This window comes from Streptococcus sp. HMSC066E07 (assembly GCF_001814695.1).
Lineage (GTDB): Bacteria > Bacillota > Bacilli > Lactobacillales > Streptococcaceae > Streptococcus > Streptococcus hominis.
On sequence record NZ_KV817446.1, the window covers coordinates 61,493 to 79,640 of the forward strand.

Consider the following 18,148-nt stretch of genomic DNA (forward strand, 5'->3'; position numbering starts at 1 on the left):
CGTTCTATGAATGAAAAGACCTTCGCTCAAGTGAATACAGAAATTAGCATTCATGAGAGTAGCTTTTTAAGCCTAGCGCAGTACGAACAGTTGTTGCGAGCTTCGACTTCAAGTCGGTCAGTAGCTTTGGAAGGAACGGTTTATAATCTGGATCATGAGCAACTAACAGACTTAAATGCGATTGAGAAGTTTCTCATGAAACATTTGTTTGCAGAGTATGCTTGGGCTTTTGAAGTCAGTCCAGACTCTGCCTTGGTTGAGCTTTTTACGCTCAAATATACCTATCACAATCTTAAGGTGCTGCTTAAGCACAAGGCGACGGGCTTAAATTTAAAACATCTGTTGATTGCGGTTGGACCTTATCCTTTAGACATTTTGGAGCATTTGGTTGCAACCTTTTCTGCTGAACATTGTCCTAATTTTATGGCGGATGAAGTGGCGGCGACTTGGGCGGAATATCAAGATTATCAAGATGTACGCGTTCTGGAAATTGGAATGGATCTGGCTTATTTCAAACACTTAAAAAGCTTGGAGTCTGCATTTGAAGACGAGCGGCTTAAGCAACTGGTGCGGTTGACAATTGATTTTTATAATGCAGTAACGGTGCAGCGTGCCATTCGTCACCAAAAACCGCACAGTTTCATGACACAGTTATTATCAGATGAAGGCTCTTTGACGAGTGCAGAGTGGATTGAGTTGGCAGAAAAAGGCGATCTTGCTGGCTGGTTTTCCAAAGTTAATCCATTAGAATTTGACGCAGAATTACGCATTTATGAAGAAAAAATGCGTTCGGGTAAGTTGACGAATCTTGAACTGGAATATTTGACAGACTTGGTTCAGTTTAAGCTCTTAGAGCAAGGGCGATTTGAAACAAGTGGTCCGCTTCCGCTCGCTCGTTATTTATTGGGAAAAGAACTGGAAGTGAAGAATCTTCGACTTATTTTGACTGGTTTGACAAATCAGCTTCCAGTAGAGATCATTAAAGAAAGGATGAGACCGATTTATGGCCAGTAAAACTTATAAAATTGGTGTGGTGGGGAACCGCGATGCCATTCTGCCTTTTCGCCTGATTGGTTTTCAGACTTTTCCAGTCACCGAAGCGACCGAAGCGGTGAATACTTTACGGCGATTGAGTCGAGAAGATTTTGCTATTATTTATTTGACAGAAGATATGGCTGCTGAAATCCCTGAAACGCTGGCTTACTATGATAAGCAAGTGCTGCCAGCGATTATCTTAATTCCGACCCATAAAGGGGTAATGGGATTAGGACAGAGACGTATTCGCGAGAACGTAGAAAAAGCAGTTGGACAGGATATATTGTGAGGTTTTTATGAAAATGAATGAATTAGGCCAGCCCATTGGAGATGCCCTACCGAATTTCAAATCGGGAGATTTGCCCAATCTGGAGCGACTAGAAGGACAATATGTTATCGTTGAATGTCTGTCCAAGGACAAACATGGGTCGGATTTGTATGAAGTCTATGGTCCGGATTCTCCTGCTGATATGTGGACGTATCTCTTTCAAAATCCTGTTCAAAGTCAGGAAGAATGGTCGGCCTTGCTAGATCAGATGCTGGCAGCTCAGGATCGATTCCACTATGCCATTGTAGACAAGGAGAGTGGCAAGGCATTGGGTACTTTTGCTCTAATGAGAATTAATCGTGGTAGCCGTGTCATTGAGGTGGGCTCTGTGACCTATTCGCCCCAATTGAAACGAACCAGACTGGCGACAGAAGCCCAATATCTGTTGGCACGTTACGTTTTTGAGGAGCTGGAGTATCGCCGCTATGAGTGGAAATGCGATGCACTCAATCAACCTTCAAGATACGCAGCAGAAAGGCTTGGTTTTATCTACGAGGGCACTTTTCGTCAGGCAGTTGTTTATAAAGGGCGTAACCGAGATACTGATTGGCTAGCCATGATTGACAAGGACTGGCCAGCGGTCAAAATTCGTTTAGAAAAATGGCTAAGCCCAGATAATTTTGATGAAAATGGGCAACAAATAAAATCCTTATCTGATTTTTAAAATAAGAAGTATCAATTTTTGCTGTAGAGATAGCTAAGAAGGGTTTCAAGCTCACGGCAAGGATAGAAAATAAGCAAAAATCTCCCAAGAATGGAGGAAGATTGTGGGTCAAGGAAAGATTATAAAAGTTTCTGGTCCTTTGGTAGTAGCCTCTGGGATGCAGGAAGCGAATATTCAGGATATTTGTCGTGTGGGCAATTTGGGCTTGATTGGGGAAATCATTGAGATGCGTCGAGATGAGGCCTCCATTCAGGTGTATGAAGAAACCTCTGGTCTTGGGCCAGGAGAACCAGTAGAAACAACAGGGAGTCCGTTATCGGTTGAGTTGGGACCGGGGCTGATTTCGCAAATGTTTGACGGAATTCAGCGGCCTTTGGCACGCTTTCAAGCGGTGACGCAGAGTGATTTTCTGGTGCGCGGAGTGCAGTTGCCTCAACTGAATCGTGAGACCAAGTGGGACTTTGTGCCTTGTCTGGAGATTGGAACAGAGGTGACCGCTGGAGATATTCTGGGAACGGTTCAAGAAACCACATTAGTAGCTCACCGCATTCTAGTGCCGATTGGTGTCAGCGGTCGTGTGACTAAGATAGAAGCGGGGAGCTATACTGTCAATCAGCCTGCCTATGAGATTGAACAGGCAGACGGCTCCGTCTTTGTCGGCAGCCTTATGCAGAAGTGGCCGGTTCGCCGAGGTCGTCCCTTTGCTCAAAAGCTGATTCCAGAGGAGCCTTTGGTGACGGGCCAACGAGTGATTGATACCTTTTTCCCCGTGACCAAGGGCGGTGCGGCTGCTGTTCCAGGTCCTTTTGGAGCAGGCAAGACCGTTGTTCAGCACCAGGTCGCTAAATTTGCCAATGTGGATATCGTGATTTATGTGGGTTGCGGTGAGCGGGGCAATGAAATGACCGATGTGCTCAATGAATTTCCAGAGTTAATTGATCCAACGACTGGTCAGTCTATCATGCAGCGAACTGTTCTGATTGCCAATACGTCTAATATGCCAGTTGCGGCGCGTGAGGCTTCTATCTACACAGGCATTACCATTGCTGAATACTTCCGAGATATGGGGTATTCTGTCGCTATCATGGCGGATTCGACTTCGCGTTGGGCAGAAGCACTTCGTGAAATGTCAGGGCGTTTGGAAGAAATGCCGGGCGACGAAGGCTATCCAGCCTATCTGGGCAGCCGTATTGCTGAATATTACGAACGAGCGGGTCGGGTTAAAACCTTAGGGAGTGACGAGCGTGAGGGAAGCATTACCGCAATCGGCGCTGTTTCCCCTCCGGGTGGAGATATTTCTGAGCCAGTCACGCAAAATACTCTACGGATTGTCAAAGTTTTCTGGGGCTTGGACGCTCAGTTGGCACAACGTCGTCATTTTCCTGCGATTAACTGGCTTAGCTCTTACTCGCTTTATCTAGACGAGGTAGGTCAATATATCAATCAGCATGAGCAGTTGGCTTGGTCGGAAAAAGTGACCAAGGCGATGAACATTCTCCAAAAAGAGAGTGAGCTACAGGAAATCGTGCGGCTGGTCGGTCTGGACTCTCTGTCTGAAAAGGATCGTCTCACCATGAATACAGCTAAAATGATTCGTGAGGATTACCTGCAACAAAATGCTTTTGATGAGGTTGACACCTACACTTCCTTTAAAAAACAAGTATCTCTGCTCACTAATATTTTAACATTTGATGAGGAAGCCAATCGTGTCTTGAATTTAGGTGCCTACTTTACCGAAATCATGAACGGTACTGTGGAGCTGCGCGATCGGATTGCTCGCTCTAAATTTATCCCAGAAGAGCAGCTGGATGCAATTTGTAATTTAGATGCTGCTATTCGAGAAAACTTGCATGAGATTCTTGCACAAGGAGGAGCAGACAATGAACGTGATTAAAGAATACCGTACTGTTAGTGAAGTTGTTGGTCCTTTGATGATTGTAGAGCAAGTAGAAGGCGTGCATTTTAATGAATTGGTGGAAATCCAGCTCCATGACGGAACCAAGCGTCAGGGGCAGGTTTTGGAAGTGCAGGAAGATAAGGCGATGGTGCAGCTATTTGAAGGATCCAGCGGTATCAATCTAGAAAAAGCCAAGGTTCGTTTTACCGGCAGACCGCTTGAATTGCCAGTGTCAGAAGATATGGTAGGACGGATTTTCAACGGTATGGGCAAACCAATTGACGGGGGTCCAGATATTCTGCCTGAGAAATACTTGGATATTGACGGTCAAGCCATCAATCCAGTCGCACGAGATTATCCCGATGAGTTTATCCAGACGGGGATTTCAGCTATTGATCACCTCAATACTTTAGTTCGAGGACAAAAATTGCCAGTTTTCTCTGGTTCAGGTCTGCCTCACAAGGAATTGGCTGCCCAGATTGCTCGTCAAGCTACGGTGCTCAATTCAGAAGAAAATTTTGCGGTGGTTTTTGCGGCTATGGGGATTACCTTTGAAGAAGCCGAATTTTTCATGAATGATTTGCGAGAGACGGGAGCTATTGATCGCTCTATCCTCTTCATCAACCTAGCCAATGATCCTGCTATTGAGCGGATTGCGACACCGCGGATTGCCCTGACTGCCGCTGAATATTTGGCTTATGAAAAAGACATGCACGTTCTCGTCATCATGACAGATATGACCAATTACTGCGAGGCCTTGCGTGAAGTATCTGCAGCTCGCCGAGAAGTGCCGGGGCGTCGAGGTTATCCAGGTTATCTCTATACTAATCTTTCCACTCTTTATGAACGAGCAGGGCGCTTGGTGGGGAAGAAAGGCTCGGTGACGCAGATTCCTATCCTCACTATGCCTGAGGATGATATCACTCATCCCATTCCTGATTTGACTGGTTACATTACTGAGGGTCAGATTATCCTGTCGCGTGACCTTTACAACAGCGGTTATCGTCCACCGATTAACGTACTGCCGTCTCTTTCGCGCCTCAAAGACAAGGGCTCTGGCGAAGGAAAGACTCGGGGAGACCATGCAGCAACCATGAATCAGCTCTTTGCGGCTTATGCACAAGGCAAACAAGCCAAAGAATTAGCGGTTGTACTGGGAGAATCCGCACTATCTGACACCGACAAGCTCTATGTTCAATTTACCGAGCGATTTGAAAAAGAATATATCAATCAAGGTTTTTATACCAATCGGACGATTGAAGAAAGTTTGGATTTAGGCTGGGAATTGTTGTCTATTTTGCCACGGACAGAACTTAAGCGGATCAAGGACGACATGATTGACCAATATTTGCCAGAAAGCAAGCAGCAAGCCTAGGGAGGTGATCTGAATGGCTCGTTTAAATGTCAAACCAACCCGAATGGAGCTGAACAATCTAAAAGAGCGACTGAAAACAGCTACTCGCGGTCACAAACTCCTCAAGGATAAACGGGATGAATTGATGCGTCGTTTCATTGAGGCTGTTCGCGAAAACAACCGCCTCCGCAAAAAGGTTGAAGCAGCTCTGGTTGGTCACATGCAGGATTTTGTATTGGCAAAAGCTTTAGAAAGCGACCTCATGGTGGAGGAAATTTTTGCTGTTCCTATGCGAGAAGTCAATCTTCATATCGAACAGGAAAATATCATGAGTGTGCAGGTGCCAAAAATGCATGCTCATATTGACAATCCTTATGGTGATGACGAGGGAGATGTAGTTTATAGCTATGTGGCATCTAACAGCCAAATGGATGAGACGATTGAGGATATGGGCAACCTATTGCCCGACCTCCTGCGCTTAGCAGAGATTGAAAAGAGCTGCCAGCTGATGGCAGATGAGATTGAAAAGACCCGCCGTCGGGTCAATGGCTTAGAGTATGCAACCATTCCAGATCTCACAGAGACCATTCATTATATCGAGATGAAGCTAGAAGAGGCCGAACGCGCTAGTCTAGTGAGAGTAATGAAAGTGAAATAAAAATGTGAGGGCATTAAAAAATACTGAAAATAGGCTGTAAAACAATTTACAAAGAGAGTTCTGCAAAGTTTTCAGCCAGTCGGCTTTTGCGCTGACAAATTGGAAATAAAATAATAACAAAAGAGACGATAAATGTGATGAATTTATCGTCTCTTTTGTTGATTGAAAAAGAAGCAGCTTTTTTCTGTGGTCATCTATTAGTATTCTTTGAAAAACTCATGATGTGTCGTTGGCTTCAGCCTGCCTAATTCTGCACAATCATCCAAAATTCTCTTAAATTTCTCTGTAATAACGACAGCTTTTCCTATTTTTATACTTGAAGAAAATTAAAATCACACATTGTTAACTTCATTTTGTCATACTTACTGTTACTGACAATTCGGCTCTTTGATTTTTCATTACCTGTTAATAAGATTCACGCTTTTAGCAATATTTATTTTAAAAGCTAAGAAGTTTCCACTTGATAAGTGAGTGATTACTTACTACAATGGGAATTGTAGAGATAGTGAGTAATCACTCATCTATTAGAAAGAGGTTTTTTATGGAAAAATTATTGGATTTACAAAACCTGATAAAAAATTTTGGCAGTCAGGTTGTTCTTAATCATGTTAGTTTCCATCTAGAAGCAGGGGAAATTGTTGGTTTAATTGGACCGTCTGGTGCTGGAAAATCAACGATGATAAAGACTATGCTCGGAATGGAAAAAGCCAACGAAGGGAAGGCGCTGGTTCTCAATCATCAGATGCCTAACCGGCGAGTTTTAGGAGATATCGGCTACATGGCACAATCCGATGCCCTTTACGAAAGTCTATCTGGGGCAGAAAATCTGGAATTTTTTGGAAAAATGAAAGGGCTGACGAAAACAGAACTTTCTCAAGCTATTCACCACGCTGTTCAGGTTGTTGATTTATCTGAACACCTCGATAAAACTGTTGCGGGCTATTCCGGTGGAATGAAGCGTCGACTTTCTTTGGCAATTGCTCTTTTGGGCAATCCTCGCCTCCTCATCCTAGATGAACCGACTGTTGGGATAGACCCCGCACTGCGTCGTCAAGTTTGGCGAGAACTGCGTCAACTCAAAAAAAACGGCGTTGGTATCCTAGTGACAACACATGTCATGGATGAAGCTGAATTAACAGATAAAGTTGGATTATTGCTAGATGGTAGAATAATGGCTTTTGATAGTCCTGCTAATTTAAAATCAAGCTATCAAGTCAATTCCATCGAAGATGTTTTCTTAAAGGCAGAAGGAGAATTATGATGAGAATTTTCGCGATTTCAAAAAAGGTATTGACAGAATTATTACGTGACAAACGGTCTCTGGCACTTTTGTTTTTGGCTCCAATATTCATCATGTGGATCATGAATATTGCTTTTTCTGCCAGTACCGATACGAATGTTCAAATAGCTTCCGTAAATGTTTCAAATGCTGTTAAAAAGTCATTAGATGGTGTTAAACACATCAGTACTAAAGGCTATAAAACAGAATATGCGGCTAAAAAGGCTTTAAAAGACAAAAAGGCAGATGCCGTACTAGTTTATAAAGGCAAAGAAAAATATAAGCTCACCTATGCTAATACCGATACTAGCAAAACCGCGCTAACGCGGCAGGCTGTTAAAAGCACTCTAAAACAAGTGCAAATACAGGAATTGCTTCAAAATCTCAAAAAGGCACAACAACAAGCGAGTGCAAAAGCAGCTCAAGCGAATAGATTGCCAGACCAATATCAAAATAATAGCCAGTCTAATATGAGTGAAGCTAACCTTAATCAAACCAAACAAACTAATATTCAACAAACGACATTTGATATTTCTGAAGATTATATTTACGGCAATAAAGATACCACCTTTTTTACTAAGATGGTCCCAATCTTGATGGGCTTTTTCGTCTTCTTCTTTGTTTTCCTCATTTCAGGTATGACCTTGCTTAAGGAACGAACAACAGGAACACTTGATCGTCTTTTAGCAACCCCAGTCAAACGTTCAGATATTGTCTTTGGTTACATTCTTTCTTATGGCGCTGTTGCAGCCTTACAGACAACTATTATTGTGTTGTCAACAGTTTGGCTGTTAAAACTAAAAGTATTAGGAAGCATGATAGATGTTATTTTAGTCAATATTTTATTTGCCTTGGTTGCTTTATCTTTTGGATTATTATTATCCACTTTAGCGCAATCTGAGTTTCAAATGATGCAATTCATTCCTATCATTATTGTTCCGCAAGTATTTTTCTCAGGTATTATTCCTTTAGATTCCATGGCAAACTGGATCCAATCTATAGGAAAATTCCTCCCTCTTTATTATGCTGGACATGCGTTATCAGAAATTGTTTTACAAGGGACTAGTATCCTTAACCTAGAATCTGACTTATTTGCCCTCCTAATTTTCTTGTCTATCTTAACCGTTCTCAATATTGTTGGACTTAAACGTTATCGCAAGGTATAATAAAATAGACAAAAGTGAGGTAACTATGAACAACAGTAATATTTTACATAACTACAAAGAATGGTTAGAGCATCATCAAATGCCAGCTGGAAAAAAGAAAACATTAGTTGCTGCCATTGAACTTTTTTCTCAACAAGGCTATAATGGAACCTCTACTGCTCAGATCGCTGAAAAAGCTGGGGTTAGTCAGGCTACCATCTTTAAATATTTTAAAACTAAAAGTGAATTATTATCAGAAATTATGCAGCCTATGATTCCTGAGTTGAAGAAAGATTTTTTCCCGCGGCTTAAGAACTACCATCGTTTGGAAGAGACTGTTCATTTCATTGTTCAAGATCGTTTTCACTTTTTAGCTCAAAATGCAGAACTCATTAAAATTCTTGTGCAAGAATGTTTGGTCAATACAGAATTACGAGAAGCGCTATTAGTTAACATTCAAATGTCGATCTTGACTGACTTTACTGACTATTGGCAATTATTAAAAAGCAAAAACCCTCAAATCAATTCTAATCTCAGCGGTATGGATGTTATCAGAACGAATGCTGGTTTGCTTTTTGCTTATTTCGCACAGCGTTTTATTTTAAATATACCAACACTATCGCAAGCTGATGATTTAATCCTTATTGAAAAACAAATCCTGTCTCTTTTGACATTGAAATAAAACGCTACAAGACTATGACTCAAAAATCAGAGAGGCATAGTCTTTATTGAAGTAGGACAAGCTCAAAGCGTCCACTGTAGGAAATAGAGACAATCTAATCAGTGTCATGTCTACAATGGCATAGTATAAAAGTTCAAAGTGTCAAAAAACTTTTCGAGGTAGCTATATAAACACTGAGAATCTCCAACTCCACTCTCTCACTTTTTCCATAAAAATGCGAGAATTTTCTGATAAATCATGTTATAATAGAGCAGACTACACGAAAGGGACGGAAATTCATGACTTTAGTTTATCAATCAACGCGTGATGCAAACAATACGGTGACAGCCAGTCAGGCTATTTTGCAGGGGTTAGCAACGGACGGTGGTCTCTTTACGCCGATTTCTTATCCGCAGGTAGAATTGGATTTTGCCAAACTCAAAGACGCTTCCTATCAAGAAGTTGCAAAATTGATTTTATCTGCTTTTTTAGATGACTTTACAGATCAAGAGCTGGATGACTGCATTAACAATGCCTATGACAGCAAGTTTGACACGCCAGAGATTGTTCCCTTGGTGAAACTGAATGGGCAATACAATTTGGAGCTTTTCCATGGTGCTACGATTGCTTTTAAGGATATGGCCTTGTCTATTCTCCCGCATTTGATGACAACAGCAGCGAAAAAGCATGACTTGAAAAATAAAATCGTCATTTTGACGGCGACTTCTGGTGATACCGGAAAAGCAGCTATGGCAGGCTTTGCGGATGTTCCGGGAACAGAAATTATCGTCTTTTATCCTAAAAACGGTGTCAGCAAGGTTCAGGAGTTGCAGATGACCACTCAGACCGGGAACAATACTCACGTGGTAGCGATTGAGGGTAATTTTGATGACGCCCAGACCAATGTTAAACGTATGTTTAATGACGCGGCTCTTCGTGAGCGGCTGGCAGCGCACAAGTTGCAATTTTCTTCTGCTAACTCCATGAATATCGGGCGCTTGGTGCCACAGATTGTTTACTATGTCTATGCTTATGCACAGCTGGTTAAGACTGGTCAGATCGTAGCTGGTGATAAAATTAATTTCACAGTTCCGACGGGCAATTTTGGTAATATCTTAGCAGCCTATTATGCTAAACAAATCGGTCTTCCGGTGGGCAAGTTGATTTGTGCTTCTAATGAAAATAATGTCCTAACAGATTTCTTTAAGACACATGTTTATGACAAAAAGCGCAGCTTTAAGGTAACATCTAGTCCGTCTATGGATATTTTAGTTTCTTCAAACTTAGAGCGTTTGATTTTCCACCTGTTAGGAAATAGTGCAGAAAAGACAGCGGATTTGATGAAGTCTCTCAATCAGCATGGTCAGTATGAGTTGACTGATTTTGCCCCAGCTATTTTAGAACTCTTTGCGGCAGAATATGCCACCGAAGTTGAGACAGCAGCTGAAATCAAACGAGTTTATGAAGCGTCTGATTACATTGAAGATCCGCACACAGCAGTCGCCTCAGCTGTTTATCAAAAATACCGGACAGCTGCAGGTGATGAGACTACGACTGTTATTGCTTCCACCGCCAGTCCTTACAAATTCCCAGTAGTGGCAGTTGAAGCTGTGACGGGACAGACAGGACTTAGTGATTTTGAAGCCTTAACAAAACTTCATGAGATTTCAGGAATTGCGGTGCCTTCTGCAGTTTCTAACCTAGAAACCGCACAAATTCGCCATAAAACGACTGTTGCCGCTGACCAGATGCAGGCAGCAGTAGAGAGTTATCTAGGGCTTTAATTAAAGGTATTATCAACGCTCAGCTGGTCAGCCAACTGGGTGTTTTTATTTTGCAAAAGTATCTATGTGGTTAAGATGTTGTAAGCTTGGTGCAGAAAAGTGTATAATCAATCTTAGGAGTTTTTAATAGATGACCAATTACAAAAAGATTTTAAACATCGCTTTACCAGCTATGGCAGAAAATTTTCTGCAAATGTTAATGGGAATGGTGGATTCGTATTTAGTAGCGAGTCTCGGTCTCGTGGCTATTTCAGGGGTTTCCGTTGCGGGCAATATCATCAGCATTTACCAAGCCATTTTTATTGCGCTGGGAGCAGCGGTATCTAGTCTCATTTCTAAAAGTTTGGGAGAAGGAGATCGAGACAATCTAGCTTATCACACTAACGAAGCCATTAAATTAACTCTGATTTTGAGTGTCTTTCTGGGGCTCCTCTCTCTTGTTTTTGGACGCCAGATATTAGCTTGGCTGGGAACGGAGCCTGCCGTCGCCAATGCAGGCGGTCTTTATCTAGCTTTAATCGGGGGAACGATTCTCCTTTTGGGTCTGACGACTACGCTAGGCTCCTTGATTCGGGCAACTAGCAACCCTCGACTGCCCATGTATATCAGTTTTTTAAGCAATCTGCTCAATGTCCTTTTTTCCAGTCTTGCGATTTTTATTTTCCACATGGGAATTGTTGGGGTGGCGCTGGGCACCATTTTAGCTCGTCTGGTGGGCGTTTTGATTTTATGGAAAGAATTGTCTCTGCCTCTAGCACCTTGGAGTTGGAAGGTGGACTGGGAACTGTTGCGTTTATCTCTGCCAGCTGCTGGAGAGCGGCTGATGATGCGCGCTGGGGACGTGGTAATTATTGCCATTATCGTTAAGTTCGGGACAGATGCCGTCGCGGGAAATGCTATTGGAGAGGTTCTGACACAGTTCAACTATATGCCGGGCTTTGGAGTCGCTACCGCAACGGTTATGTTGGTGGCTCACGCGGTGGGACAGGTAGATTTTCAGACAGTTAGGAAGCTGACGAAGCAGACCTACTGGCTATCTCTAGGGCTCATGTTACCGGTGGCTTTACTTATTTTTGCGCTGGGTCAACCACTAACACATCTTTATACAAAGGACAGCAGCGCTGTGACAGCTAGCTTGTCGGTCATTCTTTTTTCACTTTTGGGTGTGCCTATGACAGCAGGAACAGTCATTTACACAGCTGTTTGGCAAGGATTGGGAAATGCCAAGTTACCTTTTTATGCCACGACTGTTGGTATGTGGTTGATTCGCATTGTAGCGGGCTATTTTCTGGGAGTAACTCTGGGATTGGGCTTGTCCGGAGTTTGGAGCGCCACTCTTTTGGACAATGGCTTTCGCTGGATCTTTTTACAAATCATCTATCAACGGAAAATGAGGAAAATAACATGACAAAAGCTTTTATTTGGGATTTGGACGGAACCTTGCTGGACTCTTATGATGCGATTTTGGCAGGGCTTGAGGAAACCTATATGTACTATGGCTTAGATTTTGACAGACCAGCTATCCATGCTTATATCTTGCAGCATTCTGTTCAGAAACTACTGGAAAAAGTTGCAGCAGAAAAAGGTTTAGATGCTGAAGAGATGAACTGTTTTCGAGGTCAAAGTTTGCAAGAGAAAAATGCTCAAGTTCGTCTTATGAAAGGTGCGAAAGCGATTCTTGATTGGGCGCAGAAAGCAGATATTCAGCAGTTTGTCTATACTCATAAAGGGAAAAATGCTTACCAAATTTTGGCGGATTTAGAGATTTTGGATTATTTCACAGAAATTGTGACTACTGCAAATGGATTCGCAAGAAAACCTGACCCAGAAGGTGTGAACTACCTTGTAGAGAAATACCAGCTGGATAAGACAAGCACTTACTATATCGGCGATCGGACGTTGGATGTAGATGTTGCCTTTAACAGTGGTATTCAATCAATCAATTTCTGCGATGATCGACCAAACATTAATCACAAAATCGACTATTTACTAGAGATTAAACAGATAATCCGTTAAAGAAAGGCAAAATATTTGCTTTTCTTTTTATTGTGTTTTATAATTGACTTATCAATAATTGACTAGTCAATCAAAACCGGAAAGGAGAAAATATGGTTGCCATTCATCACCTGCTGTACCAATTGCATTTAACCGATCAAGCTATCACGCAACTCTTTGAGCAAAAATTAGAAATTAGCTTAACGCGGTACGAGATACTGGATTTTTTATTGGACAATGCTCCATGCAGTCAAGTTGCTGTGCAAGAGGTCTTAAAAATCGATCCTGCGGCTTTAACTCGGCATTTCAAACTTTTAGAAGAGCGCGGTTATGTTCAACGGAGCCGCAATCCCAAAAATCAACGAGAAGTCTTAGTGGATGTAACAGATCATGCAAAAGGGCAGCTTTTGCATGATCCACCGAGTTATCATGTAGATGTTAAAAAGCAAATGGAAAAAGTTCTCTCGAATGATGAGAAAAGGACGCTGAGCACTTTATTAGAAAAACTTGTATCTGGCTTAGATCAGATTACCGTGGAAAAACATTAGAAAGAAAAAATTATGTCACTCATTACTACTATATTAGCTACACTTGTCGCACTGGAACACCTCTATATCTTTTATCTAGAAAGTATCGCTACCCAGTCAGACAGCACCAGCCGAGTCTTTAATATGACAAAGGAAGAATTATCTCGCCCGTCCGTTACTTCCTTGTTTAAAAATCAAGGGGTTTACAATGCCTTTTTAGCTCTTTTCCTACTATATGGCTTGTATATTTCACATAATTTAGAAATTGTGACCGTTTTTGTTTTGTTTGTTATCGGGGTTGCAGCGTATGGTGCAGCCACAGCTAACAAGAAAATCATCTTGACTCAAGGCGGACCTGCGATTTTAGCTATTCTAAGCATTTTATTGTTTAAATAGCACCAAATATTAACCATTATAAAAATATAAATTAACCATCGTTAATAGTTTGTGCTATAATATATAGTAGAAATATTCTACAATAGAAAGAATGATAGAAATGTCAGACAAAAAGGTTTCCTTAAGTGAAGTTAACCAAAGCATTGCAACGCCTAAAAACGCTGGTTTCTTTCGTACTTTATTAGCTTTTTCAGGGCCGGGAATGTTGGTTGCCGTTGGTTATATGGATCCGGGAAATTGGATTACAAGTGTTGTAGGTGGTGCCACCTATCGTTATTTGCTCTTATCAGCTGTCTTGGTTTCTTCTGTAATGGCTATGCAGTTACAACAAATGGCGGGAAAATTAGGAATTGTCACAAGGATGGATTTGGCACAAGCCATTGCGGCTCATACGTCAAAGCCAGTTCGCTATCTCCTTTGGGTTATTACAGAGTTGGCTTTAATGGCAACGGACTTGGCAGAAGTCATCGGTGCAGGGATTGCGCTTCATTTACTATTTGGCTGGTCTTTGCTATTTTCGATTCTGATTACAGTCTTTGATGTTTTTCTGTTGCTTTTTTTGATGAAATTAGGCTTTCGTAAGATTGAAGCAATTGTTGGAACGCTGATTTTAACTATTTTATTGATTTTCTTATATCTGGTGATCCTTGCCAAGCCCGATCTTCATCATATTTTATCAGGATATTTGCCAAATCTGGCAGCTTATCAACATACGGCTAGTAAAAATGGAACGTCCGTTTTGACCTTAGCACTAGGCATTGTGGGGGCAACGGTCATGCCACACAATCTGTATTTGCACTCTTCTATCGCGCAAACGCGAAAAGTTAATTACAGAGCCAAACAATCCGTGCATGAAGCAGTACGATTTATGATGTGGGACTCGAATATTCAATTGAGTTTGGCTTTTGTGGTTAATTCTTTGCTGTTGATTTTAGGGGCAGCATTATTCTTTGGACATGCGGATAAAATTGGTGCTTTTTCTGCAATGTACAATGCCTTAAAAGACCCTCAAATTGCTGGTGCTATTGCTAGTCCTATCCTCTCAACGCTCTTTGCAGTGGCTTTGTTAGCGAGTGGTCAAAACTCAACTATTACAGGAACCTTAACGGGACAAATTGTGATGGAAGGTTTCTTAAACATGAAGTTACCACCGTGGTTTCTCCGCTTGGTAACCCGCTTATTAGCTCTTTTGCCAGTTGTGATTGTTGCTATTTTATACGGAGACAAAGAACAAGTGCTAGACAATCTTTTGGTCTATTCCCAAGTCTTTCTTTCTGTCGCTTTGCCATTTTCAATCTTTCCACTCGTATATTTCACCTCTAATAAAAAGCTCATGGGCGAATTTGTCAACAGCAAATGGAATACCTACTTAGCTTATGCCGTTTCTATTTTATTAACTATTTTGAATGTAAAACTTGTGGTTGATCTTTTTTAAAAATTTGTCTATCAGTTCAATTTTCTCTAGAATAAATAGCTTAAAAGCGCTATAATGAAAGTGGAAAGATTCTCATATACGGAGGTGTCAAGATGGACGAATTGAAAAAAGTTTTGCTGGCAGGGATTGGATTGACTTCCATGACTTATGATAAAGCTACCGAATTTGTCAAAGAATTGATTGCCAAAGGTCGCTTGACGGTGGATGAAGGCAAGCAGCTTCAGTCAGAGCTAAAGCGCAAAGTAAATGAAAAAACGGCTGAAAGTCCAGAGGAGCAATCAGATGATGTATATGCCACCAAGCAAGATATTGAACGACTAGAAGATAAACTAGATCAGCTACTCAAAGGACTTTCAAAAACAGAAGAATAATCTTCCTGATAACGCAGTCACAACTTTATAAAGGCTGCGTTTTTTGCTAAACTAAAAATAGGATTTGAAAGAAAAAATGATGATAACAAAAAGGATGGAGATAACCTTATGGCAAACAAGCGCTTACGAGAGATTCTAACAGCCTTTAGTGCAGTTGGCTGGTCCAATCTGAAAGATCGAAAAAAACCGTTGGACGAGAAAAAAGCTCCCAAGCAATTGCGAGAAGCTTTTGAACAACTAGGACCCAGTTTTGTAAAAATTGGTCAAATTTTATCTACCCGTAGTGACTTATTGCCAGAAATCTATATCAAGGAATTAAGTAAGCTGCAAGATGATGTCAATCCTTTGGGCAAAGAGACGGTTATGGCTGCGATTGAGGACGAATTAAAGCGTCCAATTGAGCAACTTTTTTTAGACGTCTCGCAGGAACATTTAGCAAGTGCTTCCGTGGCACAAACTCATCGTGCTGTTTTGTTAAATGGCGATGAAGTCGTACTGAAAATTCAGCGTCCGCACATTCAAGAGCAAATTACAGAAGACCTTGCTCTTCTGGTTCGTTTAGCCCGTCATTTTCCCAAACATTTGCTGCCCATGGTGGATTTGCCAAAGATTTTGCAACAGTTGCAGACAACATTGCTGAACGAAATTGACTTTCGCAACGAAGCTAAGTACATGGATGAATTTGCCCGCTACAATCAAGAGATTCCTTGTGTTGGTGTGCCAAAAGTCTATCCAGACTTTACCACTCCGCACTTGATTGTAGAAGAATACATTCCTGGTGTCCGTATCAATCAATATGCTTTTTTACAAGAGGCTGGCTATGACTTGGAAGATATTGGTCAGAAGCTCATGCTGAGCTTTATCAAACAAGTCTTTAAAGACGGTTTCTTTCATGGTGATCCACACCCCGGCAATCTTTTGATCTATGAAGGAAAGATTTATTTTATTGATTTTGGGATTATGGGGGAATTGGAAACGGGTTTTCGTGTGTCTCTAAACGACATGTTGTCTAGTTTTACGACACAGGATATTGACTCGATGACACAAGCCATTCTGACCATTACGACTGCTAGTGAACCAATCAATAAATTGCAATTAGAGCAAGATGTTGAACGCATGCTAACCAAATACGGGAATTTAGAGTTAGGCTCCTTGTCTATTACAGATATGTTTGAGGATGTAGTAACGATTTGTACGCGTCATCATTTGCAAGTACCATCCCAGATGACGATCTTAGAAAAAGCAGCCTTGCAAATTGAGGGACTTTTCCGCGAGTTAGCTCCTAACATCAATCTGATGACTTTAGCCAAGCAATATTTCCTCGAAAATATGAAATCAGACATCTTGCACCAGACTTTGAGTTACGATTCTTTCTTAATCGAACTGCTCTACTTGCTGCGACATGGGAAAAGTATCCCAAGACGGCTTCATCAGCTAGTGGAGCAGATTGTGAATGGTCGCTTGGTCGTCAATCATGACTTAATTGACTACAATCAACGTTTTCGTCGTATCGAATCCGTAGCCAATCGTCTTGTACTAAGCCTTATCTTCCTAGCTTTATTACTGACAGGTGGAATTTTAACCCTCAATCCATATACGCTATTCTTAGCAAAATTTCTTTTTGTCTTAGCGACAATGGTATTGCTGTGGTTACTCTATCTCATCATTCGCTCCACAAGATGAGAAGACAAAAAAGAGCGCGACAAGTTGAATTTTTGAAAATCACAACTTATCTCGTTCCTACAATCTTAAAATAGCATATTAGAAATTAGACATTAGCATCTTGAAAGTTGAATTATTTTGTTTGAGGCTGAACAACAGTTCTCTGGTTTCAAAGCTCTTTGTCTACTAAATCAACTACAACTTGCGAAGCAAAGTACTTCTTCATTCATTTTTCAAGCTCGAAAGAGCTGTGGAGTGAGACTGTGAACTAAGAATTTTCAATATTAGTTCGGTCTCACTCCTTTTCTTTATCTTCCAAACTATTTGTAACGATTAGTTTGTCATTAGAGGAAGCTTGCTTGAAACGAACATAGTCCGTTAAAGGGAAATGAATCAAATTTAAAAAAGTCTCGGAAAACTGCTCAGGCGGTGTGGGTTCAGGTTGGGTAATCCAAATTTCAATAAAGATGAGAATACCTCCAACAAGAACCTGCGATGCCTTTTCTTTTGGAATGTTTAATTTTTGATAATCAATCGTAATGTGCTGCTCAATCCATTGACCATACGTATTTCTTAAAAAATCTCTCCAATAGGGATCTGCTGCTGTCTTAAAGAGACAACTGATTTGCCTTCGGTGGGTGTATAAGATAGGAATAACCACTTCTGCAAAAAAGACAAAAGGATCAGGATAAACTTTCTTATCATAACCTTGAAAAATCAGTTGAAATTCAGCATCAAGCTCTTTATGAATATAATCTAGAATTTCATAATTTCCATTAAAATGGCGTTTGTAAATCGCTTGTCTTGAGATTCCTGCTTTTTGCGCAATTTCTGCTAAAGAAAAATGCGATTTCTGAGGATTTTCCATTGCAAGTTCAAAAAAAGCTTCTAAAATCTTCTCTCTTGTATTAAGTACCATCTTACTCTCTCCTTATACATATTTTAATGTAAAAAATA

The 18,148-nt window shown here is 41.1% G+C and carries 18 protein-coding genes; 17 read left to right on the plus strand and 1 reads right to left on the minus strand.

Annotated features, from left to right (window positions below):
* Nucleotides 1-6 precede the first annotated feature (6 nt).
* The 17 genes from HMPREF2984_RS05280 (at nt 7) to HMPREF2984_RS05360 (ending at nt 17,212) form a co-directional block, all read left to right on the plus strand.
* The gene (locus HMPREF2984_RS05280) at nt 7-1,014 is read left to right on the plus strand and encodes a V-type ATPase subunit (RefSeq protein WP_070670692.1); all 1,008 of its coding nucleotides are present in this window, start codon (nt 7-9) and stop codon (nt 1,012-1,014) included.
* Complete coding sequence (locus HMPREF2984_RS05285) at nt 1,004-1,324, plus strand: V-type ATP synthase subunit F (RefSeq protein ID WP_070670694.1); 321 nt, start codon at nt 1,004-1,006, stop codon at nt 1,322-1,324. The genes HMPREF2984_RS05280 and HMPREF2984_RS05285 overlap by 11 nt, the downstream gene beginning before the upstream one ends.
* 7 nt (nt 1,325-1,331) lie before the next feature.
* Entirely contained in the window at nt 1,332-2,027 is a 696-nt protein-coding gene (locus tag HMPREF2984_RS05290) for a GNAT family N-acetyltransferase (RefSeq protein WP_070670696.1), read from the plus strand.
* 103 nt (nt 2,028-2,130) lie between these two features.
* On the plus strand, nt 2,131-3,921 hold the full coding sequence (locus tag HMPREF2984_RS05295) for a V-type ATP synthase subunit A (protein ID WP_070670698.1): 1,791 nt from the start codon (nt 2,131-2,133) through the stop codon (nt 3,919-3,921).
* Nucleotides 3,908-5,299, plus strand: coding sequence for a V-type ATP synthase subunit B (locus HMPREF2984_RS05300; protein ID WP_070670700.1), 1,392 nt, complete (start codon nt 3,908-3,910; stop codon nt 5,297-5,299). Before HMPREF2984_RS05295 ends, HMPREF2984_RS05300 begins: the two co-directional genes overlap by 14 nt.
* Before the next feature lie 13 nt (nt 5,300-5,312).
* Nucleotides 5,313-5,936, plus strand: coding sequence for a V-type ATP synthase subunit D (locus tag HMPREF2984_RS05305; protein WP_070670703.1), 624 nt, complete (start codon nt 5,313-5,315; stop codon nt 5,934-5,936).
* A 541-nt stretch (nt 5,937-6,477) separates the two neighbouring features.
* On the plus strand, nt 6,478-7,197 hold the full coding sequence (locus HMPREF2984_RS05310; protein WP_070670705.1) for an ABC transporter ATP-binding protein: 720 nt from the start codon (nt 6,478-6,480) through the stop codon (nt 7,195-7,197).
* Nucleotides 7,197-8,381, plus strand: a complete 1,185-nt coding sequence (locus HMPREF2984_RS05315; protein WP_070670707.1) for an ABC transporter permease — start codon at nt 7,197-7,199, stop codon at nt 8,379-8,381. Before HMPREF2984_RS05310 ends, HMPREF2984_RS05315 begins: the two co-directional genes overlap by 1 nt.
* A gap of 25 nt (nt 8,382-8,406) precedes the next feature.
* The gene (locus HMPREF2984_RS05320; RefSeq protein WP_003027272.1) at nt 8,407-9,042 is read left to right on the plus strand and encodes a TetR/AcrR family transcriptional regulator; all 636 of its coding nucleotides are present in this window, start codon (nt 8,407-8,409) and stop codon (nt 9,040-9,042) included.
* A 278-nt stretch (nt 9,043-9,320) separates the two neighbouring features.
* Nucleotides 9,321-10,805: a threonine synthase gene (gene thrC / locus HMPREF2984_RS05325; protein WP_070670709.1), complete on the plus strand. Its 1,485-nt coding sequence runs from the start codon at nt 9,321-9,323 to the stop codon at nt 10,803-10,805.
* 130 nt (nt 10,806-10,935) lie between these two features.
* Nucleotides 10,936-12,213: an MATE family efflux transporter gene (locus tag HMPREF2984_RS05330; protein ID WP_070670711.1), complete on the plus strand. Its 1,278-nt coding sequence runs from the start codon at nt 10,936-10,938 to the stop codon at nt 12,211-12,213.
* A complete protein-coding gene (locus HMPREF2984_RS05335; RefSeq protein ID WP_003028584.1) occupies nt 12,210-12,821 on the plus strand; it encodes an HAD-IA family hydrolase in 612 nt (203 codons plus the stop codon). Before HMPREF2984_RS05330 ends, HMPREF2984_RS05335 begins: the two co-directional genes overlap by 4 nt.
* Nucleotides 12,822-12,913: 92 nt before the next feature.
* Nucleotides 12,914-13,348 carry a MarR family winged helix-turn-helix transcriptional regulator gene (locus tag HMPREF2984_RS05340; RefSeq protein WP_070670712.1) on the plus strand — a complete coding sequence of 145 codons (435 nt, stop codon included), beginning with the start codon at nt 12,914-12,916 and terminating at the stop codon, nt 13,346-13,348.
* Between the two features lie 12 nt (nt 13,349-13,360).
* A complete protein-coding gene (locus HMPREF2984_RS05345; protein ID WP_049517221.1) occupies nt 13,361-13,723 on the plus strand; it encodes a DUF1304 domain-containing protein in 363 nt (120 codons plus the stop codon).
* Nucleotides 13,724-13,817: 94 nt separating this feature from the next.
* Entirely contained in the window at nt 13,818-15,158 is a 1,341-nt protein-coding gene (locus HMPREF2984_RS05350) for an Nramp family divalent metal transporter (protein ID WP_180363933.1), read from the plus strand.
* 92 nt (nt 15,159-15,250) lie between these two features.
* The gene (locus tag HMPREF2984_RS05355) at nt 15,251-15,529 is read left to right on the plus strand and encodes a phasin family protein (protein WP_003040899.1); all 279 of its coding nucleotides are present in this window, start codon (nt 15,251-15,253) and stop codon (nt 15,527-15,529) included.
* Nucleotides 15,530-15,637: 108 nt separating this feature from the next.
* Complete coding sequence (locus tag HMPREF2984_RS05360; protein WP_049533266.1) at nt 15,638-17,212, plus strand: ABC1 kinase family protein; 1,575 nt, start codon at nt 15,638-15,640, stop codon at nt 17,210-17,212.
* Nucleotides 17,213-17,486: 274 nt separating this feature from the next.
* Here the strand turns inward: HMPREF2984_RS05360 and HMPREF2984_RS05365 are convergent, their stop codons facing one another.
* Nucleotides 17,487-18,110, minus strand: coding sequence for a TetR/AcrR family transcriptional regulator (locus HMPREF2984_RS05365; RefSeq protein ID WP_003028592.1), 624 nt, complete (start codon nt 18,108-18,110; stop codon nt 17,487-17,489).
* Nucleotides 18,111-18,148 lie beyond the last annotated feature (38 nt).

What these genes read in the sequence shown, in the direction of transcription:
- HMPREF2984_RS05355 (WP_003040899.1), top strand. Translation starts at nt 15,251, where the DNA reads ATGGACGAATTGAAAAAAGTTTTGCTGGCAGGGATTGGATTGACTTCC.
- HMPREF2984_RS05335 (WP_003028584.1), top strand. Translation starts at nt 12,210, where the DNA reads ATGACAAAAGCTTTTATTTGGGATTTGGACGGAACCTTGCTGGACTCT.
- HMPREF2984_RS05305 (WP_070670703.1), top strand. Translation starts at nt 5,313, where the DNA reads ATGGCTCGTTTAAATGTCAAACCAACCCGAATGGAGCTGAACAATCTA.
- HMPREF2984_RS05280 (WP_070670692.1), top strand. Translation starts at nt 7, where the DNA reads ATGAATGAAAAGACCTTCGCTCAAGTGAATACAGAAATTAGCATTCAT.
- HMPREF2984_RS05360 (WP_049533266.1), top strand. Translation starts at nt 15,638, where the DNA reads ATGGCAAACAAGCGCTTACGAGAGATTCTAACAGCCTTTAGTGCAGTT.
- HMPREF2984_RS05285 (WP_070670694.1), top strand. Translation starts at nt 1,004, where the DNA reads ATGGCCAGTAAAACTTATAAAATTGGTGTGGTGGGGAACCGCGATGCC.
- thrC (WP_070670709.1), top strand. Translation starts at nt 9,321, where the DNA reads ATGACTTTAGTTTATCAATCAACGCGTGATGCAAACAATACGGTGACA.
- HMPREF2984_RS05300 (WP_070670700.1), top strand. Translation starts at nt 3,908, where the DNA reads ATGAACGTGATTAAAGAATACCGTACTGTTAGTGAAGTTGTTGGTCCT.
- HMPREF2984_RS05310 (WP_070670705.1), top strand. Translation starts at nt 6,478, where the DNA reads ATGGAAAAATTATTGGATTTACAAAACCTGATAAAAAATTTTGGCAGT.
- HMPREF2984_RS05320 (WP_003027272.1), top strand. Translation starts at nt 8,407, where the DNA reads ATGAACAACAGTAATATTTTACATAACTACAAAGAATGGTTAGAGCAT.
- HMPREF2984_RS05290 (WP_070670696.1), top strand. Translation starts at nt 1,332, where the DNA reads ATGAAAATGAATGAATTAGGCCAGCCCATTGGAGATGCCCTACCGAAT.
- HMPREF2984_RS05330 (WP_070670711.1), top strand. Translation starts at nt 10,936, where the DNA reads ATGACCAATTACAAAAAGATTTTAAACATCGCTTTACCAGCTATGGCA.
- HMPREF2984_RS05340 (WP_070670712.1), top strand. Translation starts at nt 12,914, where the DNA reads ATGGTTGCCATTCATCACCTGCTGTACCAATTGCATTTAACCGATCAA.
- HMPREF2984_RS05315 (WP_070670707.1), top strand. Translation starts at nt 7,197, where the DNA reads ATGAGAATTTTCGCGATTTCAAAAAAGGTATTGACAGAATTATTACGT.
- HMPREF2984_RS05365 (WP_003028592.1), bottom strand. Translation starts at nt 18,110, where the DNA reads ATGGTACTTAATACAAGAGAGAAGATTTTAGAAGCTTTTTTTGAACTT.
- HMPREF2984_RS05345 (WP_049517221.1), top strand. Translation starts at nt 13,361, where the DNA reads ATGTCACTCATTACTACTATATTAGCTACACTTGTCGCACTGGAACAC.